This is a genomic window from Burkholderia sp. HAN2018 (genome assembly GCF_024704855.1).
Classification (GTDB): Bacteria; Pseudomonadota; Gammaproteobacteria; order Burkholderiales; family Burkholderiaceae; genus Burkholderia; species Burkholderia cepacia.
The window spans coordinates 16,008-41,095 of sequence record NZ_QOBB01000040.1 but is presented as its reverse complement, the minus strand read 5'-3'; the positions used below and the strand labels follow the sequence as shown (position 1 = coordinate 41,095).

Genomic DNA, 25,088 nt, shown 5'->3' with positions numbered 1-25,088 from the left:
GAATACGGCTTCAAAGCACGGCGTTCACACACCGCACGCTGCACAAGCGCGCTAAGCCTGAGTCCGGGCATTGCCACGGGCGCGCGCAATGCGTCGCGCGCGCCGACGGGCGGCAGATGCTGCGGCTTGGGCCGCAGCGGGGAGTATCGAATCCAGCCCGACTTTCCCGCTTGGGGTGTACTTCCCTGGTTTGACGTCGCCAAGTCCCGCACGCTTCGCGGAACCAAATCGGGCGCAACGCCGTAATTTTCGCAACCGGCAGCTTGCGGACGCACTTCGCGCCGTCTGGCTGCCGATCAAATTCTTTTCAACCAACTTTCCGTTACCGCGGCACCTTGCCGACCGAATCCGCCTGTGGGCGCGATCCTTGCCGGCGAGCGGTGCCGTGCGTGCAACTTGCTGCATCTCTTTGATTAGGGGCGAGCAGCGGACCCCCGGCGCAAGTAAAATAGCGGTTTGCGCTTGCGCCTTGCCCGATTCGGTCGGGGCCGGCCGGTCAGGCCACCCACAACGTCAAGCTGGGCAAAATTATATTCAGTATGAATGAGTTAGGCAAAATATCCCAGAATTCGGTCGCAAGCGGCCAGGTATCGATGATCGAGATCGACGAAAACTCGGCCGGTCAGCGGATCGACAACTTCCTGTTGCGCGTCTGTAAAGGCGTGCCCAAAAGCCATATTTACCGGATCCTGCGCAGCGGCGAAGTGCGTGTGAACAAGGGCCGGATCGACGCGCAGTACCGTCTGGCCCTTGGCGACATCGTTCGCGTGCCGCCCGTGCGCGTGGCGGCGGCGGACCTCGCGCGCGCCGACACGCCCGTCGTGCCGCCCGCGAATTTCCACGTGCTGTACGAGGACGACGCGATGCTCGTCATCGACAAGCCGGCGGGGGTCGCGGTCCACGGTGGCAGCGGCGTCGCGTTCGGCGTGATCGAGCAGATGCGCCAGGCGCGCCCGCGTGCGAAGTTCCTCGAACTCGTGCACCGGCTCGACCGCGAGACGTCCGGGATCCTGATGCTCGCGAAGAAGCGCACGGCGCTGGTGGGCCTGCACGAGCAGATTCGCGAGAACCGGATGGACAAGCGCTACTTCGCGTGCGTGCACGGCGAATGGCAGCCCGACTGGGGCCGCCGTCGCGCGGTGAAGGCGCCGCTGTTCAAGTATTCGACCCCGGAAGGGGAGCGCCGCGTGCGCGTGCAGGACGACGGGCTGCCGTCGCATACGGTGTTCAACCTCGTCGACCGCTGGCCGGACTACGCGCTCGTCGAAGCGGAACTCAAAACGGGTCGGACCCATCAGATCCGGGTGCATCTCGCGCATCTCGGCCTGCCGATCGCCGGCGACGCCAAGTATGGCGATTTCGCACTGAACAAGGCGCTGGCGCGCGCGAATGCGCAGCCGTCGTTGAAACGGATGTTCCTGCATGCGCACCGGCTGCGGCTCGCCCACCCGCTGACCGGCGAGGCGCTGCAGTTCGATGCACCGCTGCCGGACGAATGCCGGCGCTTCCTCGACCAACTCAGCGCATTGCGCGATACCGCCTGAACCTGAACCGCATGGCTCGACAGCAATTTGACCTGATCGTCTTCGACTGGGACGGCACGCTGATGGATTCGACTGCGCACATCGCGCACAGCATCCAGGCCGCATGCCGCGATCTCGGCCTGCCCACGCCGTCCGACGAGGCGTCGCGCTACGTGATCGGCCTCGGCCTGCGCGACGCGCTGCAGATTACCGCTCCGACCCTCGATCCGTCCGACTATTCGCGGCTCGCCGAGCGCTACCGCTATCACTATCTGCTCGACGACCAGCGCATCGAGCTGTTCGCCGGCGTGCGCGAACTGCTCGCCGAGCTGCGCGACACCGGTTATCTGCTCGCGGTGGCAACCGGCAAGGGCCGGGTCGGGCTGAATCGCGTGCTCGACCAGTCGAAGCTGACGAGCCTGTTCGATGCGACGCGCTGCGCGGACGAGACTTTCTCCAAACCCCATCCGGCGATGCTGCACGAGCTGTCCCGGGAACTGGGGCAGGATCTTTCTCGCACCGTGATGATCGGCGACACGACGCACGACCTGCAGATGGCCGCGAGTGCCGGGGCGGCCGGCGTTGGTGTCGCTTACGGCGCGCACACGGCCGATGCGCTGGCTGCGCTCACGCCGCGCTTCGTCGCGCCGGACGTCGAAGCGCTGGCCGCGTGGTTGCGGGAGCACGCATGAGCGCGGCGCCGGACGCGATGCGCGTGTGCGCATCGGATGCCCTGGCCGACGGCGGTGCCGGCGTGCGCGTCGACGCGACGCTGCGCGGCGAGCAGGCCGTCGTGTTCTTCGTGCGCTACGAGGGGCGCGCATACGGTTACCTGAACCGCTGCGCGCATGTGCCGATGGAGCTCGACTGGGCCGAAGGGCAGTTCTTCGAATCGTCGGGCCTCTACCTGATGTGCGCGACGCATGGCGCGATCTACGAGCCGAACACAGGCAAGTGCGTCGGCGGCCCGTGCCGTGGCGGCCGGCTGCGGCCGGTCGAGGTCGACGAGCGCGACACGGCCGACGGGCGTGCGGTATTCTGGGTGCCCGACGCCGACCTGCGTCCCGCCGTTTCCGCCACGACCGACTGACGACAACACCGCATGGCCGACCAACCGAATTCCCCGGATTCCTCCTCCCGTCCCGACAGCCGTGAACCGAACTGGGAGCGTGCGGCGCTCGAGCGGATCGCGCTCGCGGCCGTCAAGGAGCAGCGCGCGGCGCGGCGCTGGAAGATCTTCTTCCGCTTCGCGTTCCTCGGCGTGTTCGTGCTGCTTGCGTTCGCGCTGATCGATTTCTCGAGCGATGCGAAGTTCTCGGCGAGCGGGCGGCATACGGCGCTCGTGACGATCGACGGCGAGATCGCCGCCGGCGTCAACGCGAACGCCGACGACATCAACACGGCGCTCGACGCCGCGTTCGACGACGACGGTACGGCCGGCGTCGTGCTGCGGATCAACAGCCCGGGCGGCAGCCCGGTGCAGGCCGGGATGGTCTACGACGAGATCCGGCGGCTGCGCGCGAAGCATCCGGACAAGCCGCTGTACGTCGTCGTGACCGACATGTGTGCATCGGGCGGCTATTACATCGCGTCCGCGGCCGACAAGATCTTCGTCGACAAGGCAAGCATCGTCGGGTCGATCGGCGTGCTGATGGACGGGTTCGGCTTTACCGGCCTGATGGGCAAGCTCGGCGTCGAGCGGCGCCTGCATACCTCGGGCGAAAACAAGGGCTTCTACGACCCGTTCTCTCCGGACACGCCGAAGATGGACGCGCATGCGCAGGCGTTGCTCGATCAGGTGCACGCGCAGTTCATCAAGGCGGTGAAGGATGGCCGCGGCAAGCGGCTGCACGAGACGCCCGACATGTTCTCGGGCCTGTTCTGGACCGGCGAGAAGAGCGTCGAGCTCGGGCTCGCCGACGGCTTCGGCACGACCGACACGGTCGCGCGCGACGTGCTGAAGGCGCCCGATCTCGTCGACTATACGGTGAAGGAAAGCCTGACGAACCGTGTCGCGCGCAAGTTCGGCGCAGCCGTCGGCGGCGCCGCGATGAAGGCGCTGACGGCCGGCGGCGCGTCGGTCAGCCTGCGCTGACCGGAAGCGGGCGGGCCGCGATGGCCCGCCGATCGGCTGCCGGGCAGCCCCGGTCGCGGCTTCAGTTCGCCAGCAGCAGGAAGATCGCAGGGCGCTTGTGCAGATTCGGCGCAGGCGCCTTTTTCCAGTCCGTCACGGTGCGGCTCGCGATCGTCTCGGTCGCGAGGGTCAGGTCGGCCGCGACGCAGATCTGCGTCGACGGTGCGCAGGTCGCGACGAGCGTGTCGAGCATCGCCTGATTCCGGTACGGCGTTTCGATGAAGATCTGCGTCTGGCGCGCCTTGCGTGACAGCTGCTCGAGTTCGCGCAGGCGTTTCGCGCGCGCGGCCGCGTCGACCGGCAGGTAGCCGTTGAACGCGAAACTCTGGCCGTTCAGGCCCGATGCCATCAGCGCGAGCAGGATCGAGCTCGGCCCGACGAGCGGCACGACCTTCACGCCGCGCTCGTGTGCGCGGCGCACCAGCAAGGCGCCGGGATCGGCGACGGCCGGGCAGCCGGCTTCGGATACGAGGCCGGCGTCCGCACCGGCCAGCACGGGCGCGAGCAGCCGGTCGATCTGGCCGGCCGGCGTATTGACGTTCAGTTCGCTGATCTCGATTTCCTGGATCGGGCGCGTCGTGCCGATCTTCTTCAGAAACGCGCGCGTCGTCTTCGCGTTCTCGCCGATGTAATAGCCGAGCGTGCCGGCGCGTGCCTGCACGGCCGCGGGCAGGACCGCCGCGAGCATCGATTCGTCGCCCTCGCCGAGCGTGTTCGGAACGAGATAGAGCGTGCCGGCCGTCATGTGCGGTCTCCACGGATGGTTGCAAACAGCGGATAGTCGGCGGCGCGCAGCATCCGCGTGAGCGCGATCAGCGGCAGGCCGACGAGTGCCGTCGGGTCGTTCGAGTCGATCGCGTCGAGCAGCGCGATGCCGAGCCCTTCCGACTTGGCGCTGCCGGCGACGTCGTACGGCGTTTCCGCGCGCAGGTACGCATCGAGTTCGGCCTCGGGCAGCGAGCGGAAACGCACGCGCGTGACGACGTCCTCGACCTGCGCTTCGCCCGTGCGGCTGTCATACAGGCAGAGCGCGCTGTGGAATTCGACTTCGCGGCCCTGCATCGACACGAGTTGCGCGAGCGCGCGCTCATGCGTGCCGGGTTTGCCGATCTGGAGCCCGTCGAAGGTCGCGACCTGGTCGGACCCGATCACGAGCACGCCGTCCGGCGCGTCGATCGTCGCGGCGACGGCGCGCGCTTTCGCGCCCGCAAGGCGCAGTGCGGTCGCGGCCGGCGTTTCGCCGTCGTGCGGGGTTTCGTCGAGGTCGGGCGACACGACGTCGAAGGGGATGCCGAGGCGCTCGAGGAGCGCGCGGCGGTAGCGTGAACTGGAGGCAAGAATCAGCCGCGGCGGGCGGCAAACGGTATCCGGCATGGTCGGTGGGATCGGTGAGTCGTCGGGTGTTGCGCAGCGTTGCTGCGGACGCAAGCTTAAGTGATTGACTGCAAAAGGTAAAACAGGTATGCTTTCCCGCTTTTCGTCGGCAGGCTTCCGTTGTGGTGGCGCCTGCCGGGTCTTCGGAAGTAAAGTACGGTCACCCGTACGCGAGCGGTGCCAAGCCGGATCCGCAAGTCAGCCTGTAGGCAGGAGCGCACATGAACACTTCTTCTGGCAAACCTGCTGCGGCGCCACTTGATCCGCATGCAGTCGACCTGTTCGAGTTTGCCCGCAGCGGGCGGCAGGCAGCAGGCGCGGTGCACCTCTCGCAACTGCCGCGCATGTTAAACGAAGTGCCCGCGGACGCGCCAGATCGCGACACGGTCTTCACATGGCAGGCAGAAGGGTTCACCCAGAAGGAGTTGCAGGACGACGGCGCCGACGGGCAGCAGCCGTATCTGCGCCTCGCGGTGCACGGTCATGCGTGGCTCACGTGCCAGCGCTGCATGACCCCGTACGACCAGACGTTCGACGTCGACATGACGTACCGGGTCGTCGCGACCGAAGAAGAAGCTGAAGAATTTCCGCTCGACGACGATGAAGCCGATGTGATCGTGGGCTCACGCCAGTTCGATCTCGTCGACTTGATCGAAGAGGAATTGCTGCTTTCGTTGCCGCTCGTGCCCAAGCACGAGGTTTGCCCGGCAGTTCACGAAAGCCTCGTGTCGGGTGCGAGCGGTCCCGCGGAAGAGACGGACGAGGAGTCCGACGAAGCCGGGGACGAAGGCAAACGGCCGAATCCGTTCGCGGCGCTGGAAGCGCTGAAGAAGGGCGGTGACGGCACCAAGAAACACTAAGCAGTTGTGGCGCGGGAAGGCGTAAAGGCTTTGGGCCAGGGTAGTTAAGCGCCGGATCGGGCTGTGTTAGAATCCGGAAAATTATTTAGGAGTTAGTCATGGCAGTCCAGCAAAACAAGAAGTCGCCGTCGAAGCGCGGCATGCATCGTTCGCACGATTTCCTGACGGCAGCGCCGCTGGCAGTCGAGCCGAGCACGGGTGAAGTGCACCTGCGTCACCACGTCAGCCCGAACGGCTACTACCGCGGCAAGAAAGTCGTCAAGACGAAGAACGACTAAGCGTCAAGTCACGCGTTGCGCGCTACGTTTGCCGTTCGCGTGACAACTGGTTCGCTTGACACTTTCCTGGCTCAACAAAAAGGCGGCATTCAACTGCCGCTTTTTTGTGCCTGAAATTCGTCGCATTCCATGACCGTAAAGCTCACAATCGATTGCATGGGAGGCGACCACGGCCCGTCCGTGACCGTTCCCGCGGCAGTCAAGTTCGTCCGCGCGCATCCCGATGCGCACCTGATGCTCGTCGGCATCGAAAGCGCGATCCGCGCTCAGCTGAAAAAGCTGAAAGTCCTCGACGATCCCGCGCTGACCATCGTTCCCGCCACCGAAGTCGTGGCGATGGACGACCCTGTCGAAGTGGCGCTGCGCAAGAAGAAGGATTCTTCGATGCGCGTCGCACTCAACCACGTCAAGGAAGGCGCGGCGCAGGCCTGCATCTCCGCCGGCAATACCGGCGCGCTGATGGCCGTTTCCCGTTACGTACTCAAGACGCTGCCCGGCATCGAGCGGCCCGCGATCGCGTTCGCGCTGCCGAACCCGACCGGCTACACGATGATGCTGGACCTCGGCGCGAACGTCGACTGCGAACCGCAGCACCTGCTGCAGTTCGCGGAAATGGGGCACGCGCTCGTGGCTGCGCTGGAAGGCAAGGAGCGTCCGACGATCGGCCTCTTGAACATCGGCGAAGAGATGATCAAGGGCAACGAGACGATCAAGCGCGCAGGCGAACTGCTGCGCGCCAGCACGCTCAACTTCCGTGGCAACGTCGAAGGCAACGACATCTACAAGGGCACGGTCGACGTGATCGTGTGCGACGGCTTCGTCGGCAACGTCGCGCTGAAGACGTCCGAGGGGCTCGCGCAGATGCTGTCGGACATCATCCGCGAAGAGTTCGGCCGTTCGCTGATGTCGAAGCTGATGGCGCTGCTCGCGCTGCCTGTCCTGATGCGTTTCAAGAAGCGCGTCGATCACCGCCAGTACAACGGCGCGGCGCTGCTGGGGCTGAAGAGCCTCGTGATCAAGAGCCATGGTTCGGCCGATGCCTACGCGTTTGAGTGGGCAATCAAACGCGGGTATGATGCCGTCAAAAACGGCGTGCTGGAGCGCCTCACGCGTGCGATGGCGGATAATTCGGTGTCGCTCGGCGACGGCGAACACAACGCGGGCGGCGCGGGCCATGCAAGCCCCGCCGCAGGCCATCACGCCGAACCTTCCGCTGCGCAATCCTCTAAAGCATAAATGGCCCAATCGACTCTCTATTCCCGCGTGCTCGGCACGGGCAGCTACCTGCCGCCTGACCGCGTCACGAACCAGCAGTTGACCGATCGTCTTGCGAAGGAAGGCATCGAGACGAGCGATGAATGGATCGTTGCGCGCACGGGCATCCATGCGCGCCATTTCGCCGCACCGGACGTCACGACCAGCGACCTCGCGCTCGAGGCGTCGCGTCGCGCGATCGAGGCCGCCGGCATCGATCCGCAGTCGATCGACCTGATCATCGTCGCGACTTCGACCCCCGATTTCGTGTTCCCGAGCACCGCGTGCCTGCTGCAGAACAAGCTCGGCATCAAGAACGGCGGCGCGGCCTTCGACGTGCAGGCCGTGTGTTCGGGCTTCGCGTACGCGATGGCGACGGCCGACAGCTTCATCCGCAGCGGCCAGCACCGCACCGCGCTCGTGGTGGGCGCGGAGACGTTCTCGCGCATTCTCGACTTCAAGGACCGCACGACCTGCGTGCTGTTCGGCGACGGCGCGGGCGCGGTGATCCTGTCCGCGTCGGAAGAGCCGGGCGTGCTCGGCAGCGCGCTGCACGCGGACGGCAGCTACTCGCATATCCTCTGCACGCCGGGCAACGTCAACCGCGGCGTGATCGAAGGCAGCGCGTTCCTGTATATGGACGGGCAGGCCGTGTTCAAGCTCGCGGTCAACGTGCTCGAGAAGGTCGCGATCGAGGCGCTCGCGAAGGCGAATCTCGCGCCCGAGCAGATCGACTGGCTGATTCCGCACCAGGCCAACATCCGCATCATGACCAGCACCTGCCGCAAGCTCGGCCTGCCGCAGGAGCGCATGGTCGTGACGGTCGACCAGCACGGCAACACGTCGGCCGCGTCGATCCCGCTGGCGCTCGACACCGCGGTACGCGACGGTCGCATCCAGCGTGGCCAGCACGTGCTGATCGAAGGCGTCGGCGGCGGCTTCACCTGGGGCGCGTCGGTCTTCCGCTACTGATCCGCGGCGCGCGACTGCTGCGCGCGGATCCCACCGGCGCGCCATTCGTGCGCGCCGTCCGAATCGATTCAATTGGGGACGATATGAAATTTGCATTCGTATTTCCGGGGCAGGGCTCGCAGGCGGTCGGCATGCTCAACGCATTCGCCGATCTGGCCGTCGTGCGCGAGACGCTCCAGGAAGCGTCCGATGCACTCAATCAGGATCTCGGCAAGCTGATCGCCGAAGGCCCGGCCGAAGAGCTGAACCTCACCACCAACACGCAGCCCGTGATGCTGACCGCGGCCTATGCGTGCTATCGCGCGTGGCAGCAGGCGGGCGGCCCGGCGCCGTCGATCGTCGCCGGCCACAGCCTCGGCGAATACACGGCGCTCGTCGCCGCCGGCGCGCTCGCGTTCAAGGATGCCGTGCCGCTTGTGCGCTTTCGCGCGCAGGCGATGCAGACGGCCGTGCCGGTCGGCCAGGGCGGCATGGCTGCGATCCTGGGGCTCGATGACGACACGGTGCGTGCGGTATGCGCGGAAGCCGCGGAAGCGGGCGTCGTCGAAGCAGTGAACTTCAATGCGCCTGCACAGGTCGTTATCGCAGGCAACAAGGCCGCAGTCGAAAAGGCCTGCGAGATCGCGAAGGCGAAGGGCGCGAAGCGCGCGCTGCCGCTGCCGGTGTCGGCGCCGTTCCATTCGTCGCTGCTCAAGCCGGCGTCGGATCAGTTGCGCGACTACCTCGCGAACGTCGACGTGAAGGCGCCGCAGATTCCGGTCGTCAACAACATCGACGTCGCCGTGGTCAGCGATCCGGCCGCGATCAAGGACGCGCTGGTGCGCCAGGCCGCGGGCCCGGTGCGCTGGGTCGAGTGCGTGCAGTACATCGCAGGCACGGGCGTCACGCACGTGATCGAATGCGGTCCGGGCAAGGTGCTCGCCGGCCTGACGAAGCGCATCGACGGTAACCTGACGGGTGCGTCGGTGTTCGATCCGGCGTCGCTCGACGAAGCGCTCAAGCTGGTGACCGCCTGACGCGGCGCCTTTTCTCAAGAGACGGATATTCGATTCATGGACAAGACTCTCGATAAACAGGTTGCGATCGTTACCGGCGCATCGCGCGGCATCGGCCGTTCGATCGCGCTCGAACTCGCGCGCCTGGGCGCGACGGTGATCGGCACGGCGACGAGTGAGTCGGGCGCCGCAGCGATCACCGCAGCGTTCGCGGAAGCGGGCGTCACGGGTCGCGGTGCGGTGCTGAACGTCAACGACGCGGCAGCCGCCGAGGCACTGATCGACGCGACCGTGAAGGAATTCGGCGCGCTGAACGTGCTCGTCAACAACGCGGGCATCACGCAGGACCAGCTCGCGATGCGGATGAAGGACGAGGACTGGGACGCGGTGATCGACACCAACCTGAAGTCGGTGTTCCGCCTGTCGCGCGCGGTGCTGCGCCCGATGATGAAGGCGCGTGGCGGCCGCATCATCAACATCACGTCGGTGGTCGGCTCGGCCGGTAACCCGGGTCAGGTCAACTACGCGGCCGCGAAGGCCGGCGTCGCGGGCATGACCCGTGCGCTCGCACGCGAAATCGGCAGCCGCGGCATCACCGTGAACTGTGTGGCGCCGGGCTTCATCGACACCGACATGACGAAGACGCTGCCGGAAGAACAGCAGGCCGCGCTCAAGACCCAGATTCCGCTCGGCCGCCTCGGCAGCCCGGAAGACATTGCCCATGCCGTCGCGTTCCTCGCATCGCCGCAGGCCGGTTACATCACCGGTACGACGCTGCACGTGAACGGCGGCATGTACATGTCGTAACGATTTTCGTTTACCATCCGCGCCGTATCCCGTTTTTCAGGCGGATCGGCGCTTGATCGACCATCAAGCCAACGCGCGTTTTGGCGTCAGCAAACCTGATAAAATGCGCGCACTTGTAAATCTGAACTTTCCCTCGGAGGGGTAATGGACAACATCGAACAACGTGTCAAGAAGATCGTCGCTGAACAACTGGGCGTCGCGGAAGCCGAGATCAAGAACGAAGCTTCGTTCGTGAACGACCTGGGCGCCGACTCGCTCGACACCGTCGAACTGGTGATGGCTCTCGAAGACGAGTTCGGCATGGAAATCCCGGACGAAGAAGCAGAGAAGATCACGACCGTTCAGCAAGCGATCGACTACGCTCGCGCAAACGTCAAGGCGTAACAGGCGCCTTTCGCGCTTGTCCGCCACGTCGCCGCGATCTTCGCGATTGACGCGCCATCCTGCCGGCCTCGCGCCGGACGGACTAACAGCCACAGGGCTCGCAGGGCTGGTTCCTGTGGCCACTGTGGCTTTTGTTTTTGTCATCCAATAATGGAAAAGAGGTTACCGTGAGCCGCCGTCGTGTTGTTGTTACAGGCCTGGGGCTGATTTCGCCTGTTGGCAATAATGTTGCCGACGGCTGGGCCAATCTCGTCGCCGGCAAGTCCGGCATTGCCACCGTCACGAAGTTCGACCCGTCGAACCTCGCCGTCCATTTCGCGGGCGAAGTGAAGGGGTTCAGCGCCGAGGAGTACATCCCGGCGAAGGAAGCCCGGAACATGGATACGTTCATCCATTACGGCATCGCCGCCGGCGTCCAGGCCATCAAGGACAGCGGGCTGGAAGTGAACGAAACCAATGCGGAACGCATCGGCGTGCTGGTCGGTTCCGGCATCGGCGGCCTGCCGATGATCGAAGATACGCACCAGACCTACGTCGATCGCGGCGCGCGCCGGATTTCGCCGTTCTTCGTGCCGGGCTCGATCATCAACATGATCTCGGGTCACCTGAGCATCATGTTCGGCCTGAAGGGCCCGAACCTCGCGGCCGTCACGGCCTGCACGACCGGCCTGCACAGCATCGGCCTCGCGGCGCGCCTGATCCAGGCCGGCGACGCCGACGTGATGGTCGCGGGCGGCGCCGAATCGACGGTGTCGCCGCTCGGCATCGGCGGTTTCGCGGCAGCGCGCGCGCTGTCGACCCGCAACGACGATCCGGCCACCGCGTCCCGACCGTGGGACAAGGACCGCGACGGCTTCGTGCTGGGCGAAGGTGCGGGCGTGATGGTGCTCGAGGAATACGAAGCGGCGAAGGCGCGCGGTGCGAAGATCTACGCGGAAGTCTCGGGCTTCGGCATGACGGGCGATGCGTACCACATGACCGCGCCGAACATGGACGGCCCGCGCCGCTGCATGGTCGCGGCACTGCGCGACGCCGGCGTGAACGCGGACGAGGTCCAGTACCTGAACGCGCATGGCACGTCGACGCCGCTGGGCGACAAGAACGAGTCCGATGCGGTGAAGGCGGCTTTCGGCGAGCATGCGTACAAGATCGTCGTGAACTCGACGAAGTCGATGACGGGCCACCTGCTGGGCGGCGCGGGCGGCCTCGAGTCGGTGTTCACGGTGCTCGCGCTGCACAACAACGTGTCGCCGCCGACCATCAACATCTTCAACCAGGATCCCGAGTGCGATCTCGATTACTGCGCGAACACCGCACGTGACATGAAGATCGACGTGGCCGTGAAGAACAACTTCGGCTTCGGCGGTACCAACGGCACGCTGGTGTTCAAGCGCGTCTGACGCCGCAGTCACTTGACGAGTCCATTCGATGCGCCGGCCGGGCGTCCGCAGCGCTTTGCGTTGCGGGCCTCGGCCGTGTCATATGTCGTGCTGGCCGCGTTCGTCGCGTCGGCTGCCGCGTCGGCCTACCTGTTCTGGGCGCCGCGCGCGGGCGCTGCTGCGGGCGCATGCGTGTCAGCCGTGACGGCTGCGCTGCTGGCCGTATGCGCCGCACGGGCCTGTGCCCGCCGGCTGCCGGCCGAGCTGCGGATCGACGCGTTCGGGGAAATTGCGGCGTTTGGCCGCACCGGGCGCCTGCTGGCCCGTGGCCGCGTGACGGGGCATGCGCACTGGAGCAGCCTGCTGCTGGTGCTGTCGGTCGGACAGGGTGCCCGGCGGGCCCGGCCGCTGCTGATTCCGGCCGATGCGCTCGACGCCGCATCGTTCAGTGCGCTTTCCGTGCTGGCGAAGACGGCGGGCGCGGCGGGGCGGGCATGACGGCGGCGCGGTTACGTACCGTAACCAGCGTCCGGCGCGGGAACGTTACAATGACGCTCCGCGTTGCATCCCTAGTTAACGGATTTGTCAGGTGAGTGAAAAAGAAATCGATCAGGCTCTGGTCGAACGCGTACAGAAGGGCGACAAGGCGGCGTTCGAACTCCTGGTCTCCAAATACCACCGCAAGATCATTCGGCTGATCTCGCGCCTCGTGCGGGATCCCGCCGAGGTCGAGGATGTGGCCCAGGACGCGTTCATCAAGGCGTATCGTGCGCTGCCGCAATTCCGCGGCGAATCGGCGTTCTATACGTGGTTGTACCGAATTGCCGTCAACACGGCGAAGAACTACCTTGCGACGCAAGGCCGCCGGGCGCCGACCTCGACCGAGGCCGATGCGGAGGAAGCGGAAACTTTCTCCGACGCAGACCAACTAAGGGATATCAACACGCCTGAGTCGATGTTGATGAGCAAGCAGATTGCCGAGACGGTCAACGCTGCCATGGCTCTGCTGCCCGAGGAACTGCGCCAGGCAATTACGCTGCGCGAGATCGAGGGCCTGAGCTACGAAGAGATCGCGGAAATGATGGGCTGTCCGATCGGGACGGTCCGGTCGCGGATCTTCCGTGCACGCGAGGCAATCGCTGCCAAATTGCGTCCGCTGCTCGATACGCCCGAAGGCAAGCGCTGGTAAGCGCGACAGGCGGAGCGACGCGGGTCGGGGTCTAGTTACGTAGAGTCGTGAAGTCACGACGGGGTGTGCAAGATGGGGAGCATCATGGGGTCGGTCAATACGCAGTCGCAAGCGTGCTCGCGCGGCGAGCGCCTTTCCGCGCTGGTCGACGGCGAAATGTTCGATGGCCCGGACAACGGGCAGTTTCTGGCTGAGCTCAACCGCGCGGATCGCGCTGCGTGGGCCCATTACCACCTGATCGGCGATGCGCTGCGCTCGGACGAACTGGCGCTGTCGCCCGCGCTGAGCGTAGCGTTCACCGCGCGCATGTCGGCTGCGCTCGAAAGCGAGCCGCACCTGCTCGCGCCGGCGGCCGCGCCCGTCGCGCGCAAGCTGCTGTCGCTGCGCCGGCGCGTCGTGCCCGCGTTCGCGGTTGCCGCCGCGGCGGCCACGCTGACGTGGATCGTCGTCCCGCAAATGCAGACGGCCGGTGCCCCGGGCGCCGTCCAGGTCGCGTCGGCCGGTGCGCCGCAAGGCGGCAACCTGCAGCGTGTGACGGTTGCGCAGGCATCGGCCCAGCCGGGGCTGCAGGACGTCAACATCATCCGCGACGCCAGCCTCGACCAATACCTTGAAGCGCACCAGCAATTCGCGCAGCAGCCCGTCGTCACGGGTTCGATGCCGCTGATCCGCGCTGCCGTGACCACCACGCCAGGCCAATAAACCCGATGCGGACATTGCAGTTGAATCAAGCCATCTCCGGATGGAAGCGGCTGCCGGCCCTCCTGCTTTGCGCAGCCGCCCTGTTGTCCGTTCAATCCCTTCCTGCCAGCGCCCAGCAACCGGACGATCCCGTCGCGACCCGCAAGGGTGCCGCGGACTGGCTCGACCGCGTCCAGCAAGCGGCGCAGCAGCAGAGCTACGAAGGCACGTTCGTCTATCAGCGCGGCGGGTATGTGCAGTCGTCGCGCATTGCGCACGTCGCGTCCCGCGACGGCGAGTTCGAACGCATCGAGACGCTCGACGGCAGGCCGCGCAAGCTGCTGCGCCACAACGACGAGCTGTACACGTTCGTACCCGAGCGCAAGCTGTGCGTGGTCGAGCGCCGTCAGACGCGCGACTCGTTCCCCGCGCTGCTCGGCGCGAGCGGCGAGCACGTGATGTCCGTCTACGACGCGAAGTCGCTCGGCAAGGATCGTGTCGCGGGGATCGACGCGCAGGTCGTCGAGCTCGTGCCGAAGGACGCATACCGCTTCACGTACAAGCTGTGGGCCGATGCGCGCACGGGGCTGCTGCTGCGTTCGCAGACGCTCGATGCGAACGATCATGTGCTCGAGCAGATCGCGTTCTCGCAATTGCAGACGGGCGGCGCAAGCGGCGACAAGGCCGCGATCGCGGCCGGCATGCGCAACCTGAGCGGCTGGACGGTCGTACGTCCGCCGGTCGCGACGGTCGACATGGAAGCGCAGGGCTGGCAACTCGCACCGAGTGTCGCCGGTTTCCAGAAGATTCGCGAAGTGCGCCGGCCAATGGCCGCGCGCGATGCGGGTGAGCCGCCGATTCCGGTCGATCAAGCCGTCTTCACCGACGGTCTCGCGACGATTTCGGTTTTCATCGAGCCGGCCGAAAAGAATACGCGCAAGGAAGGCGCGGGCAGCACCGGTGCAACGAACGTTCTCGTGAAGCGCCGCGGCGACTACTGGATCACCGTGCTCGGCGAAGTGCCGCCGGCTACGTTGCAGCAGTTCGCGTCTGCCATAGAATACAAGGCTTCCAAGTAACGCTACGGCTTCCGACATGATGAAACTCACGCTGCGCAAATGGCTCGCGGCGGCGGCGCTGTCTGCCTGCCTGCCGCTCGTGCCACATACCGCGGTCGCGGTGACGGCTCCCGCTGCCAGCCTGCCCGACTTCGCCGATCTGGTCGAAAAGGTCGGGCCGGCCGTCGTGAACATCCGGACCACCGCCAACGTGCCGACGAGCAGCGGCCCGCGCGGGATGCTCCCGCCGGGCTTCGACAACGGCGACATGTCGGAATTCTTCCGGCGCTTCTTCGGCATTCCGCTGCCGCAGGCGCCCGGCAACGGTGGCGGCAATGGCGGCGGCAACCCGAAGAACGCGCCGGCGCCGGACAATCCGCCCGACACCGAACAGAATCGTGGCGTCGGTTCGGGTTTCATCGTGTCGGCCGACGGTTACGTGATGACCAATGCGCACGTCGTCGACGATGCGGACACCATCTACGTGACGCTGACCGACAAGCGCGAATTCAAGGCGAAGCTGATCGGCGTCGACGATCGCACGGACGTCGCGGTCGTCAAGATCCAGGCGTCGAACCTGCCGGTCGTCGCGATCGGCGATTCGAACAAGGTGCGTGTCGGCGAGTGGGTCGTCGCGATCGGTTCGCCGTTCGGCCTCGACAACACGGTGACGGCCGGCATCGTCAGCTCGAAGAGCCGCAACACGGGCGACTACCTGCCGTTCATCCAGACCGACGTCGCCGTGAACCCCGGTAACTCGGGCGGCCCGCTGATCAACATGCAGGGCGAGGTGATCGGCATCAACTCGCAGATATACAGCCGTACCGGCGGCTTCATGGGCATCTCGTTCGCGATTCCGATCGACGAGGCGATGCGCGTGGCCGACCAGCTGAAGGCGACGGGCAAGGTCACGCGCGGCCGGATCGCGGTGGCGATCGGCGAAGTGACGAAGGACGTGGCCGACTCGATCGGGCTGCCGAAGGCGGAGGGCGCGCTCGTCAGCAGCGTCGAGCCGGGCGGTCCGGCCGACAAGGCGGGCATCCAGCCGGGCGACATCATCCTGAAGTTCAATGGCCGTTCGGTCGACACGGCGTCGGATCTGCCGCGCATGGTCGGCGACACGAAGCCGGGCACGAAGGCGACGGTCAGCGTGTGGCGCAAGGGTCAGGCACGTGATCTGCCGATCACGATCGCGGAAACCCCGGCCGAATCGACGGCGAAGGCCGAGCAGCGCAAGAACGCGCCGCAGAAGCCGCGCCAGGCCAACTCGCTCGGTCTGACGGTCAGCGACCTGACGGCGGAGCAGATGAAGACGCTGAAGCTGAAGAACGGCGTGCAGATCGACGGCGTCGACGGCCCGGCCGCCCGTGCGGGCTTGCAGCGCGGCGACATCGTGCTGCGTGTCGGCGACACCGACATCACGAACGCGAAGCAGTTCGCCGAAGTGACCGCGCAGCTCGATCCGCAGAAGGCGGTCGCGGTACTCGTGCGGCGCGGCGACAACACGCAGTTCGTGCCCGTGCGGCCGCGCCAGAAATAACGCGCCGATGTTCACGCTCTACGGCCGCGGCTGGTGCCACCTGTGCGACGACATGCGCGACGCCCTGGCGCCGGTGGCGGCCGAATTCGGTGTTGCGGTCGATTACATCGACATCGATACCGATGCGGCACTCGTCGCCCGCTACGACGAGGACGTGCCCGTGCTGCTGCTGGACGGTGCGGAAGTGTGCCGCCACCGGTTCGACGCCGCGAAGGTGCACGACGCGCTCGCGGCCCGGCGCTGAAGCCGGGCTGCCGCCTTGCGGCGGCGCCTGGCACCGGGCTTTGCCCGGCGGGCGGCCCCGGCAGGGTGCCGCGCGGGCCGGCGTTGGAAATACCGCCCGGCGAAGGCCTTTTCGGCTAAAATAAGCCGTTTTTTCACCGACTTACACAAGGCGTGCTCAGCGGTCGTCGAGCGCGCCTTTTTCGCTTGATCGGCACTGAATGGATCATATTCGCAATTTCTCGATCATCGCGCACATCGACCATGGCAAGTCGACGCTCGCGGATCGCATCATCCAGGTATGCGGCGGCCTCGCCGACCGTGAAATGGAAGCGCAGGTGCTCGACTCGATGGATATCGAGCGCGAGCGCGGCATCACGATCAAGGCGCAGACAGCCGCGCTGTCCTATCGCGCGCGCGACGGCAAGGTCTACAACCTGAACCTGATCGACACGCCGGGGCACGTCGACTTCTCGTACGAAGTCAGCCGTTCGCTGTCCGCGTGCGAAGGCGCGCTGCTGGTCGTCGATGCGAGCCAGGGCGTCGAGGCGCAGACGGTCGCGAACTGCTATACGGCGATCGAGCTCGGCGTCGAGGTCGTTCCCGTGTTGAACAAAATCGACCTGCCGGCCGCGAACCCCGAGAACGCGATCGAGGAGATCGAGGACGTGATCGGCATCGACGCGACCGACGCGACGCGCTGCAGCGCGAAGACGGGCCTCGGCGTCGAGGACGTGCTCGAAGCGCTGATCGCGAAGGTGCCGCCGCCGAAGGGCGATCCGGCCGCGCCGCTGCAGGCGCTGATCATCGACTCGTGGTTCGACAACTACGTCGGCGTCGTGATGCTGGTGCGCATCGTCAACGGCACGCTGCGTCCGAAGGACAAGATCAAGATGATGGCGACCGGCGCGCAGTATCCGGTCGAGCACGTCGGCGTGTTCACGCCGAAATCGCGCAATCTCGAATCGCTGTCGGCGGGGCAGGTCGGCTTCATCATCGCCGGTATCAAGGAACTGACGGCCGCGAAGGTCGGCGATACCGTCACGCATGCGACCAAGGCTGCTGCCGAGCCGCTGCCGGGCTTCAAGGAAGTGAAGCCGCAGGTGTTCGCGGGGCTGTATCCGGTCGAGGCGAACCAGTACGACGCGCTGCGCGAATCGCTCGAGAAGCTGAAGCTGAACGACGCGTCGCTGCAGTACGAGCCGGAAGTGTCGCAGGCGCTCGGTTTCGGTTTCCGCTGCGGCTTCCTCGGGCTGCTGCACATGGAAATCGTGCAGGAGCGGCTCGAGCGCGAGTTCGACATGGATCTCATCACGACCGCACCGACGGTCGTCTACGAGGTCGTGCAGAGCGACGGCTCGACGATCATGGTCGAGAACCCGGCGAAGATGCCGGAGCCCGGCCGCATCGCCGAAGTGCGCGAGCCGATTGTCACCGTGAACCTGTACATGCCGCAGGACTACGTGGGCTCGGTGATCACGCTGTGCGAGCAGAAGCGCGGCTCGCAGATCAACATGCAGTATCACGGCCGCCAGGTGCAGCTCACGTACGAGATCCCGATGGCCGAGATCGTGCTCGATTTCTTCGATCGCCTGAAGTCGGTGTCGCGCGGCTACGCGTCGATGGACTACGAGTTCAAGGAATACCGTTCGTCGGACGTCGTGAAGGTCGACATGCTGATCAACGGCGATAAGGTCGATGCGCTGTCGATCATCGTGCACCGCTCGCAGTCGCAATACCGCGGCCGCGAAGTGGCCGCGAAGATGCGCGAGATCATCCCGCGCCAGATGTACGACGTGGCGATCCAGGCCGCGATCGGCGCGCACATCGTTGCACGCGAGAACATCAAGGCGCTGCGCAAGAACGTGCTTGCGAAGTGCTACGGCGGCGACATCACGCGAAAGAAGAAGCTGCTCGAAAAGCAGAAGGAAGGCAAGAAACGGATGAAGCAGGTGGGTTCGGTCGAGATCCCGCAGGAAGCGTTCCTTGCGATCTTGCGCGTCGAAGACAAATAACAGGACTGTTCCTTTTATGAATTTTGCGCTGATTCTTTTTGTGCTCGTCATCTTGACGGGCGTAGCGTGGGTGCTGGACAAACTGGTGTTCCTGCCGCAGCGACGCAAGGCGGCCGACTCGGCGATCGAGGAGTTCGATCGCCAGCAGTCGCGCATCGACAAGCGTTTCGCGGATGAAAACGCGGTGCAGACGCGTTCGAAGCTGCGCGACGAAAAGCTGCGTCAGCCGTGGTGGCTCGAGTACACCGCGAGCTTCTTCCCGGTGATCCTGGCGGTGTTCGTCGTGCGTTCGTTCGTCGTCGAGCCGTTCAAGATTCCGTCGGGCTCGATGGTGCCGACGCTGCTCGTCGGCGACTTCATCCTCGTCAACAAGTTCGAATACGGGCTGCGCCTGCCGGTGACGAACACGAAGATCACGCAGGGCAGCCCGCTGTCGCGCGGCGACGTCGTCGTGTTCCGCTATCCGAAGGACGAGTCGGTCGACTACATCAAGCGCGTGATCGGCCTGCCGGGCGACACCGTCGCATACCAGGACAAGCAGCTCACGATCAACGGCCAGCCGGTGCCCGAAACGCCGCTGCCCGATTTCTTCGACGACGAGCGCCAGAATTACGCGAAGCAGTTCGAGGAAACGATCGGCAACAAGAAGAACGCGATCCTCAACAACCCGGCCGTGCCGCCGTTCGTGATGGGCGCATACGACTATCCGTTTCGCGACAACTGCACGTACAACAGCCGCGGCGTGATCTGCAAGGTGCCGCCCGGTCACTACTTCATGATGGGCGACAACCGCGACAACAGTGCGGACAGCCGCTACTGGGGTTTCGTGCCGGACCAGAACATTGTCGGCCGCGCGTTCTTCATCTGGATGAACTTCAGCGACCTCAAGCGCATCGGTTCCTTCAACTGATCGCATCCGGGTCACTCGCAATACGCGACGCACGGGCCGCGTCGCGTATTGCCGAACTACTTTAAGAACCGGCGGTAACACCGCCTCGTCACGCCTTTTCGCGTCCGGCCGTGCCGTTTCGGCCCGACCGGCGCCCGCGTTATACTCCTGCACATGCCCTTATCCCAGTTGGAAAGCCGGCTGCGCTACGAATTTCGCAATGCGGAATTGTTGCGCCAGGCTTTGACCCATCGTAGTCACAGTGCCACGCACAACGAACGGCTCGAGTTTCTCGGCGATTCCGTTCTGAATTGCGCGGTGGCTGCCCTTTTGTTCCAGCGTTTCAGCAAGCTGGACGAAGGCGATCTGTCGCGCGTACGCGCCAACCTCGTCAAACAGCAGTCGCTGTACGAAATTGCTCAGGCCCTGAATATCTCGGACGGGCTGCGGCTCGGCGAGGGGGAGTTGCGCAGCGGCGGGTTTCGCCGCCCGTCGATCCTCGCGGACGCGTTCGAAGCCATCATCGGGGCGGTGTTCCTCGATGGCGGCTTCGAAGCCGCCCAAGGGGTCATCAAGCGCCTCTATATCCCGATTCTCGACCACATCGATCCGCGCACGCTCGGCAAGGACGCGAAGACGCTGCTGCAGGAATACCTGCAGGGGCACAAGATCGCGCTGCCGACCTACACGGTGGTCGCCACGCATGGTGCGGCGCACAATCAGCAATTCGAAGTCGAATGTACGGTGCCGAAGCTCGACGTGAAGGTGTCGGGCTCCGGGGCGAGCCGGCGCGCGGCCGAGCAGGCCGCCGCGAAGAAGGCGCTCGACGAGGTGATGGCGGCCGCGCCGATGCTGGCCACCAAGCCGAAGCGCTCGAAAAACGCACGCGGGTCGAAGCATGTCGAACCCGAAATCGTACCGGGCGTGAAGGGCGTGCAGGAAGCACTCGACCTGCGCTCGCCGGAGCGCAAGGAACGCGCGGCGGCGCGCGAGGCGAGGGCGGCTGGTGCAGCGCCCGCGGCAACCGCGGCGACCGGTAATGAGCCGGCCGCGGCGCCGATGGCCGCGATTCGCGCGGCGCATGTCGACGCAGTTGCCGAGAAGGGCGAACGGGCGGCGAAGCCGGCGGTCGACAAGGCTGCCGAGAAGCCAGCTGAAAAGCCGGCCGAGCGACCCGACAAGTCCGCGGAGAAGCCCGCTGAAGCCGTGCCCGCCGCACGCGCAGCCGACAAGCCGGCTGCGCAGGCCGCCGATCCGGCCCCCGCGTCTGCCGACAAGACTTCCGCCGGTACCGACTCCGCTTCGCGCACGGCTGCGCGCACGCGCGACACGGCGGCACCGGATTCCGAGACGCCGCCGGGCGGCGTGAGCCTCGCTGCCGCGCAGGCGCGCGTGGCCGATGCCGACCACTGAATTGCCCATCGATCGTGCCGCGCGCCGCGCGGCCGTTTCCGAACCTGTCTCCCAAACGATATGAACACTCCCGCTCCTACCGGTTTCCGTTGCGGCATGATCGCGATCGTGGGCCGCCCGAACGTCGGCAAGTCGACGTTGATGAACGCACTCGTCGGCCAGAAGATCAGCATCACGTCGCGCAAGGCGCAGACGACCCGCCACCGCATCACCGGCATCAATACGTTCGACGACGCGCAATTCGTGTTCGTCGACACGCCGGGCTTCCAGACCCGCCACAGCACCGCGCTGAACCGTTCGCTGAACCGCGCGGTCACGTCGACGCTCACGTCGGTCGACGTGATCCTGTTCGTGATCGAGGCCGGCCGTTTCGGGCCCGACGACCAGAAGGTGCTCGACCTGATCCCGCCGGGCATGCCGACGCTGCTGATCGCGAACAAGATCGACCGCGTGACCGACAAGGCGTCGCTGTTCCCGTTCATGCAGCAGATGAGCACGCTGCGCGAATTCACCGAGCTCGTGCCGCTGTCGGCGCAGCGTCCGGAAGACATCAAGCGCCTGCTGGACACGATCAAGCCGTACCTGCCGGAAGGCGAGCCGATCTACGGCGAGGACGAGCTGACCGATCGCAGCTCGCGTTTCCTCGCCGCCGAAATCCTGCGCGAGAAGGTGTTCCGCTGGACCGGCGACGAACTGCCGTACACGAGCACCGTGCTGATCGACAAGTTCGAGGAGGAAGGGCGCCTGAAGCGCATCTTCGCGACGATCCTCGTCGAGCGCGATTCGCACAAGGCGATGGTGATCGGCAAGAAGGGCGAGAAGCTCAAGCAGATCAGCACCGAGGCGCGGATGGACATGGAGAAGCTGTTCGACGGCCCCGTGTATCTCGAGACCTTCGTGAAGGTGAAGAGCGGCTGGGCCGACAACGAGGCGGGGCTGCGCGCCTATGGGTACGAATGACGCGCTGACGTCGACCGAAGACGCGGTGACGGCCGGCGCGAACGACGCGCCGCTGCCGGCACCGCCCGAACCGCCGCGCAAGGCGCGGCGCGCGACGTCTCGCACGTCCGATTTCCGCGTCGCCGAGCAGCCGGCGTTCGTGCTGCACAGTTACCCGTATCGTGAAACGAGCCTGATCGTCGACGTGCTGACGCGCGATCACGGCCGGCTCGCGCTCGTCGCGAAGGGCGCGAAGCGCCCGCACTCCGCGCTGCGCGGCGTACTGCAGACTTTCCAGCCGCTGCTGCTGTCGTGGTCGGGCAAATCCGAGGTGCGCACGCTGACGGGCGCCGAGTGGGTAGGCGGGATGCTGCCGCTCGGCGGCGACGGGCTGCTGTGCGGCTTCTACGCGAACGAGTTGCTCGTGAAATTCTGCGCGCGCGAGGATCCCCAGCCGCCGCTTTTCAATCACTACGTGCTGACCCTCACGCGCCTCGCCCACGGCGAGCCCGCGGTGCAGGTACTGCGCTCGTTCGAGCGCGTGCTGTTGCGCGAGACCGGCTACGCGATGGCGCTGAACCGCACGGTCGCGCGCCGCGCGGTCGAGCCTGACCGCCGCTACGTGTTCGATCCCGAGCGTGGCGTGCGCAACGCGGACGACGAAGTACCGTCGCACTGGCCGGTCATTTCCGGGCAGACGTTGCTCGACATGGAGCAGGACGATTACCATCGAGCCCAGACGGTTGCGCAAAGCAAGACGCTGATGCGCTTCCTGCTGAACACCTATCTCGGCGGTACGCCGCTTGCCACGCGTCAGATCCTGATCGACCTGCAAAACCTATGAGCTTCTTCCTGACAACGCCCACCGCCATCGACCTCGGCGTGAACATCGACCACGTCGCGACGCTGCGCAATGCGCGCGGCACGACCTATCCCGATCCGATCCGCGCCGCGCTCGCCGCCGAGGAAGCCGGCGCCGACGCGATCACGCTGCATCTGCGCGAGGATCGTCGCCACATCGTCGATGCGGATGTGCGCAAGCTGCGCCCGCTGCTGAAGACGCGCATGAATCTCGAATGCGCGGTGACGGCCGAGATGCTCGATATCGCCTGCGAAGTGCGCCCGCACGACGCGTGCCTCGTGCCCGAGAAGCGCGAGGAACTGACGACCGAAGGCGGTCTCGATGTCGCCGGCCGCTTCGAGGCCGTGCGTGCGGCGTGCAAGCAGCTTGCCGACGTGGGCGTGCGCGTGTCGCTGTTCATCGACCCGGACGAGACGCAGATCCGTGCCGCGCACGAAGCAGGCGCGCCGGTGATCGAGCTGCATACGGGCCGTTATGCCGAAGCGCACGACGAAGCCGAGCAGCAGCGCGAATACGAGCGCATCGTCGCGGGCGTACAGGCCGGTGCGCAGCTTGGCCTGAAGGTCAATGCCGGTCACGGGCTGCACTACACGAACGTGCAGCAGATCGCCGCGATCGACGGCATCGTCGAGCTGAACATCGGCCATGCGATCGTCGCGCACGCGATTTTCGCGGGCTGGGACAATGCGGTGCGCGAAATGAAGGCGATCATGGTCGCTGCACGCGTTGCCGCGCTGCATGGCGGCGCGCGTTGAAGATGAAAGGCCGCTGCGCATCGCACGTCATGCCTGACCCGGCTCAGCCGGGCCACACCGGCGCGTACTGACATGGCGATCTACGGCATCGGTACCGACATCGCACAGGTGAGCCGCGTCGCGGCCGTGCTCGAACGCACGGGCGGCCGGTTTGCCGAGAAGGTGCTGGGCCCCGACGAGCTGCGCGTGTTCCATGCGCGCCGCGCCCGCTCCGAGGCGCGCGGCATCGCGTTCCTCGCGACGCGCTTTTCCGCGAAGGAAGCGTTCTCGAAGGCGATCGGGCTCGGCATGCACTGGCCGATGACGTGGCGTGCGCTGCAGACCCTCAATCACCCGAGCGGCGAGCCGTACGTGGTCGCGTCGGGCGAGCTGGCCGACTGGCTTGCCGCCCGCGGCATCACGGCACGCGTGACGGTCAGCGACGAGCGCGACTACGCGGTGTCGTTCGTGATCGCCGAGACGGACGCCGCGCCTGCCCCTGTTTCCCGAACCTCCTCCTGACGGAATTCCCGATTCGATGAAAACGACTCCCGGCCCGGTCATGCTCGACGTCGTCGGCACGGCCCTGTCGCGCGACGATGCGCGGCGCCTCGCGCATCCGAATACCGGCGGCGTGATCCTGTTCGCGCGGCACTTCCAGAACCGTGCGCAACTGACCGCGCTGACCGACTCGATCCGCGCGGTGCGCGAAGACATCCTGATCGCCGTCGATCACGAAGGCGGGCGCGTGCAGCGTTTCCGCACCGACGGCTTCACCGTGCTGCCCGCGATGCGGCGCCTCGGCGAGCTGTGGGATCGCGACGTGCTGCTCGCGACGAAGGTCGCGACGGCCGTCGGCTATATCCTGGCCGCGGAATTGCGCGCATGCGGGATCGACATGAGTTTCACCCCCGTGCTTGACCTCGATTACGGGCACTCGAAAGTGATCGGCGATCGCGCGTTCCATCGCGATGCGCGCGTCGTCACGCTGCTCGCGAAGAGCCTGAACCACGGGCTGTCGCTCGCCGGGATGGCGAACTGCGGCAAGCATTTCCCGGGGCACGGTTTCGCGGAGGCCGACTCGCACGTGGCGCTGCCGACCGACGACCGCACGCTCGATGCGATCCTCAAGCAGGACGTCGCGCCTTACGACTGGCTCGGCTTGTCGCTGTCCGCGGTGATTCCCGCGCACGTGATCTACACGCAGGTCGACAAGCGGCCGGCCGGTTTCTCGCGCGTGTGGCTGCAGGACATCCTGCGCGGGCGGCTCGGCTTCACCGGCGCGATCTTCAGCGACGACCTGTCGATGGAAGCCGCGCGCGAAGGCGGCACGCTCACGCAGGCGGCCGACGCCGCGCTCGCTGCCGGTTGCGACATGGTGCTCGTCTGCAACCAGCCGGACGCGGCCGAGGTCGTGCTGAACGGGTTGAAAGCGCGGGCAACGGACGAGTCGGTGCGACGCCTCAAGCGGATGCGCGCGCGCGGCAAGGCACCCAAGTGGGACAAGCTGATCGCGCAGCCCGAATACCTGCAGGCGCAGGCGCTGTTGAGCAGCGCACTGGCATGAACGGGGAGGGGATGGCGCG

At 66.0% G+C, this 25,088-nt stretch carries 28 protein-coding genes; 26 read left to right on the top strand and 2 right to left on the bottom strand.

Annotated elements, in window-relative coordinates; translation table 11 throughout:
* Nucleotides 1-539: 539 nt before the first annotated feature.
* The 4 genes from DPV74_RS13065 to DPV74_RS13050 are packed head-to-tail and all read left to right on the top strand — an operon-like array spanning nucleotide 540 to nucleotide 3,618.
* A complete protein-coding gene (locus tag DPV74_RS13065) occupies nucleotides 540-1,544 on the top strand; it encodes an RluA family pseudouridine synthase (protein WP_027788017.1) in 1,005 nt (334 codons plus the stop codon).
* 11 nt (nucleotides 1,545-1,555) lie between these two features.
* Entirely contained in the window at nucleotides 1,556-2,215 is a 660-nt protein-coding gene (locus DPV74_RS13060) for an HAD-IA family hydrolase (protein ID WP_027788016.1), read from the top strand.
* Entirely contained in the window at nucleotides 2,212-2,613 is a 402-nt protein-coding gene (locus DPV74_RS13055; RefSeq protein WP_021159704.1) for a Rieske 2Fe-2S domain-containing protein, read from the top strand. The genes DPV74_RS13060 and DPV74_RS13055 overlap by 4 nt, the downstream gene beginning before the upstream one ends.
* Nucleotides 2,614-2,625: 12 nt before the next feature.
* Entirely contained in the window at nucleotides 2,626-3,618 is a 993-nt protein-coding gene (locus DPV74_RS13050; RefSeq protein WP_027788015.1) for a S49 family peptidase, read from the top strand.
* Between the two features lie 61 nt (nucleotides 3,619-3,679).
* On the opposite strand, the gene DPV74_RS13045 is transcribed toward DPV74_RS13050, so the two are convergent.
* Both DPV74_RS13045 and DPV74_RS13040 read right to left on the bottom strand, forming a co-directional pair.
* Nucleotides 3,680-4,402 (bottom strand): SAM-dependent methyltransferase, encoded by a 723-nt coding sequence (locus tag DPV74_RS13045; RefSeq protein WP_027788014.1) that lies wholly within the window; start codon nucleotides 4,400-4,402, stop codon nucleotides 3,680-3,682.
* Complete coding sequence (locus DPV74_RS13040) at nucleotides 4,399-5,031, bottom strand: Maf-like protein (protein WP_119337349.1); 633 nt, start codon at nucleotides 5,029-5,031, stop codon at nucleotides 4,399-4,401. The genes DPV74_RS13045 and DPV74_RS13040 overlap by 4 nt, the downstream gene beginning before the upstream one ends.
* A gap of 221 nt (nucleotides 5,032-5,252) precedes the next feature.
* Here DPV74_RS13040 and DPV74_RS13035 point away from each other — a divergent pair, with 221 nt between their 5' ends.
* The 22 genes from DPV74_RS13035 to nagZ all read left to right on the top strand — a co-directional run bounded on the left by DPV74_RS13035 (nucleotide 5,253) and on the right by nagZ (nucleotide 25,069).
* Nucleotides 5,253-5,891 carry a DUF177 domain-containing protein gene (locus DPV74_RS13035; RefSeq protein ID WP_021159702.1) on the top strand — a complete coding sequence of 213 codons (639 nt, stop codon included), beginning with the start codon at nucleotides 5,253-5,255 and terminating at the stop codon, nucleotides 5,889-5,891.
* Between the two features lie 98 nt (nucleotides 5,892-5,989).
* On the top strand, nucleotides 5,990-6,169 hold the full coding sequence (gene rpmF, locus DPV74_RS13030) for a 50S ribosomal protein L32 (RefSeq protein WP_006051932.1): 180 nt from the start codon (nucleotides 5,990-5,992) through the stop codon (nucleotides 6,167-6,169).
* A gap of 129 nt (nucleotides 6,170-6,298) precedes the next feature.
* Nucleotides 6,299-7,405, top strand: a complete 1,107-nt coding sequence (plsX, locus tag DPV74_RS13025) for a phosphate acyltransferase PlsX (RefSeq protein WP_027788012.1) — start codon at nucleotides 6,299-6,301, stop codon at nucleotides 7,403-7,405.
* Nucleotides 7,406-8,395, top strand: a complete 990-nt coding sequence (locus DPV74_RS13020; protein ID WP_027788011.1) for a beta-ketoacyl-ACP synthase III — start codon at nucleotides 7,406-7,408, stop codon at nucleotides 8,393-8,395.
* Nucleotides 8,396-8,478: 83 nt separating this feature from the next.
* A complete protein-coding gene (gene fabD, locus DPV74_RS13015; RefSeq protein WP_119337348.1) occupies nucleotides 8,479-9,411 on the top strand; it encodes an ACP S-malonyltransferase in 933 nt (310 codons plus the stop codon).
* 36 nt (nucleotides 9,412-9,447) lie between these two features.
* Nucleotides 9,448-10,197: a 3-oxoacyl-ACP reductase FabG gene (fabG, locus tag DPV74_RS13010; protein WP_006476504.1), complete on the top strand. Its 750-nt coding sequence runs from the start codon at nucleotides 9,448-9,450 to the stop codon at nucleotides 10,195-10,197.
* Between the two features lie 144 nt (nucleotides 10,198-10,341).
* Complete coding sequence (acpP, locus tag DPV74_RS13005; protein ID WP_004197638.1) at nucleotides 10,342-10,581, top strand: acyl carrier protein; 240 nt, start codon at nucleotides 10,342-10,344, stop codon at nucleotides 10,579-10,581.
* A 167-nt stretch (nucleotides 10,582-10,748) separates the two neighbouring features.
* The gene (gene fabF, locus DPV74_RS13000; RefSeq protein WP_021159697.1) at nucleotides 10,749-11,981 is read left to right on the top strand and encodes a beta-ketoacyl-ACP synthase II; all 1,233 of its coding nucleotides are present in this window, start codon (nucleotides 10,749-10,751) and stop codon (nucleotides 11,979-11,981) included.
* A 12-nt stretch (nucleotides 11,982-11,993) separates the two neighbouring features.
* Nucleotides 11,994-12,458, top strand: coding sequence for a hypothetical protein (locus DPV74_RS12995; protein ID WP_021159696.1), 465 nt, complete (start codon nucleotides 11,994-11,996; stop codon nucleotides 12,456-12,458).
* A 91-nt stretch (nucleotides 12,459-12,549) separates the two neighbouring features.
* Nucleotides 12,550-13,149 (top strand): RNA polymerase sigma factor RpoE, encoded by a 600-nt coding sequence (rpoE, locus tag DPV74_RS12990; protein ID WP_006490873.1) that lies wholly within the window; start codon nucleotides 12,550-12,552, stop codon nucleotides 13,147-13,149.
* Between the two features lie 84 nt (nucleotides 13,150-13,233).
* Nucleotides 13,234-13,851, top strand: a complete 618-nt coding sequence (locus DPV74_RS12985; RefSeq protein WP_027788009.1) for a sigma-E factor negative regulatory protein — start codon at nucleotides 13,234-13,236, stop codon at nucleotides 13,849-13,851.
* A 5-nt stretch (nucleotides 13,852-13,856) separates the two neighbouring features.
* The gene (locus DPV74_RS12980) at nucleotides 13,857-14,909 is read left to right on the top strand and encodes a MucB/RseB C-terminal domain-containing protein (RefSeq protein WP_119337347.1); all 1,053 of its coding nucleotides are present in this window, start codon (nucleotides 13,857-13,859) and stop codon (nucleotides 14,907-14,909) included.
* A gap of 16 nt (nucleotides 14,910-14,925) precedes the next feature.
* The gene (locus tag DPV74_RS12975; RefSeq protein WP_021159693.1) at nucleotides 14,926-16,428 is read left to right on the top strand and encodes a DegQ family serine endoprotease; all 1,503 of its coding nucleotides are present in this window, start codon (nucleotides 14,926-14,928) and stop codon (nucleotides 16,426-16,428) included.
* Between the two features lie 7 nt (nucleotides 16,429-16,435).
* Nucleotides 16,436-16,672 carry a glutaredoxin family protein gene (locus DPV74_RS12970; protein ID WP_027788006.1) on the top strand — a complete coding sequence of 79 codons (237 nt, stop codon included), beginning with the start codon at nucleotides 16,436-16,438 and terminating at the stop codon, nucleotides 16,670-16,672.
* Nucleotides 16,673-16,871: 199 nt separating this feature from the next.
* Nucleotides 16,872-18,665 (top strand): translation elongation factor 4, encoded by a 1,794-nt coding sequence (lepA, locus tag DPV74_RS12965; protein WP_021159691.1) that lies wholly within the window; start codon nucleotides 16,872-16,874, stop codon nucleotides 18,663-18,665.
* A 16-nt stretch (nucleotides 18,666-18,681) separates the two neighbouring features.
* Nucleotides 18,682-19,575, top strand: coding sequence for a signal peptidase I (gene lepB, locus DPV74_RS12960; protein WP_027788005.1), 894 nt, complete (start codon nucleotides 18,682-18,684; stop codon nucleotides 19,573-19,575).
* 153 nt (nucleotides 19,576-19,728) lie between these two features.
* The gene (rnc, locus tag DPV74_RS12955; RefSeq protein WP_060371714.1) at nucleotides 19,729-20,967 is read left to right on the top strand and encodes a ribonuclease III; all 1,239 of its coding nucleotides are present in this window, start codon (nucleotides 19,729-19,731) and stop codon (nucleotides 20,965-20,967) included.
* A 60-nt stretch (nucleotides 20,968-21,027) separates the two neighbouring features.
* Nucleotides 21,028-21,927 (top strand): GTPase Era, encoded by a 900-nt coding sequence (era, locus tag DPV74_RS12950; protein WP_027788003.1) that lies wholly within the window; start codon nucleotides 21,028-21,030, stop codon nucleotides 21,925-21,927.
* Nucleotides 21,914-22,750, top strand: coding sequence for a DNA repair protein RecO (gene recO / locus DPV74_RS12945; protein WP_021159687.1), 837 nt, complete (start codon nucleotides 21,914-21,916; stop codon nucleotides 22,748-22,750). Before era ends, recO begins: the two co-directional genes overlap by 14 nt.
* Nucleotides 22,747-23,523: a pyridoxine 5'-phosphate synthase gene (gene pdxJ, locus DPV74_RS12940; protein WP_021159686.1), complete on the top strand. Its 777-nt coding sequence runs from the start codon at nucleotides 22,747-22,749 to the stop codon at nucleotides 23,521-23,523. Before recO ends, pdxJ begins: the two co-directional genes overlap by 4 nt.
* Before the next feature lie 72 nt (nucleotides 23,524-23,595).
* Nucleotides 23,596-24,024, top strand: coding sequence for a holo-ACP synthase (gene acpS / locus DPV74_RS12935; protein ID WP_021159685.1), 429 nt, complete (start codon nucleotides 23,596-23,598; stop codon nucleotides 24,022-24,024).
* A gap of 16 nt (nucleotides 24,025-24,040) precedes the next feature.
* Nucleotides 24,041-25,069: a beta-N-acetylhexosaminidase gene (nagZ, locus tag DPV74_RS12930; RefSeq protein ID WP_021159684.1), complete on the top strand. Its 1,029-nt coding sequence runs from the start codon at nucleotides 24,041-24,043 to the stop codon at nucleotides 25,067-25,069.
* Nucleotides 25,070-25,088: the final 19 nt, after the last annotated feature.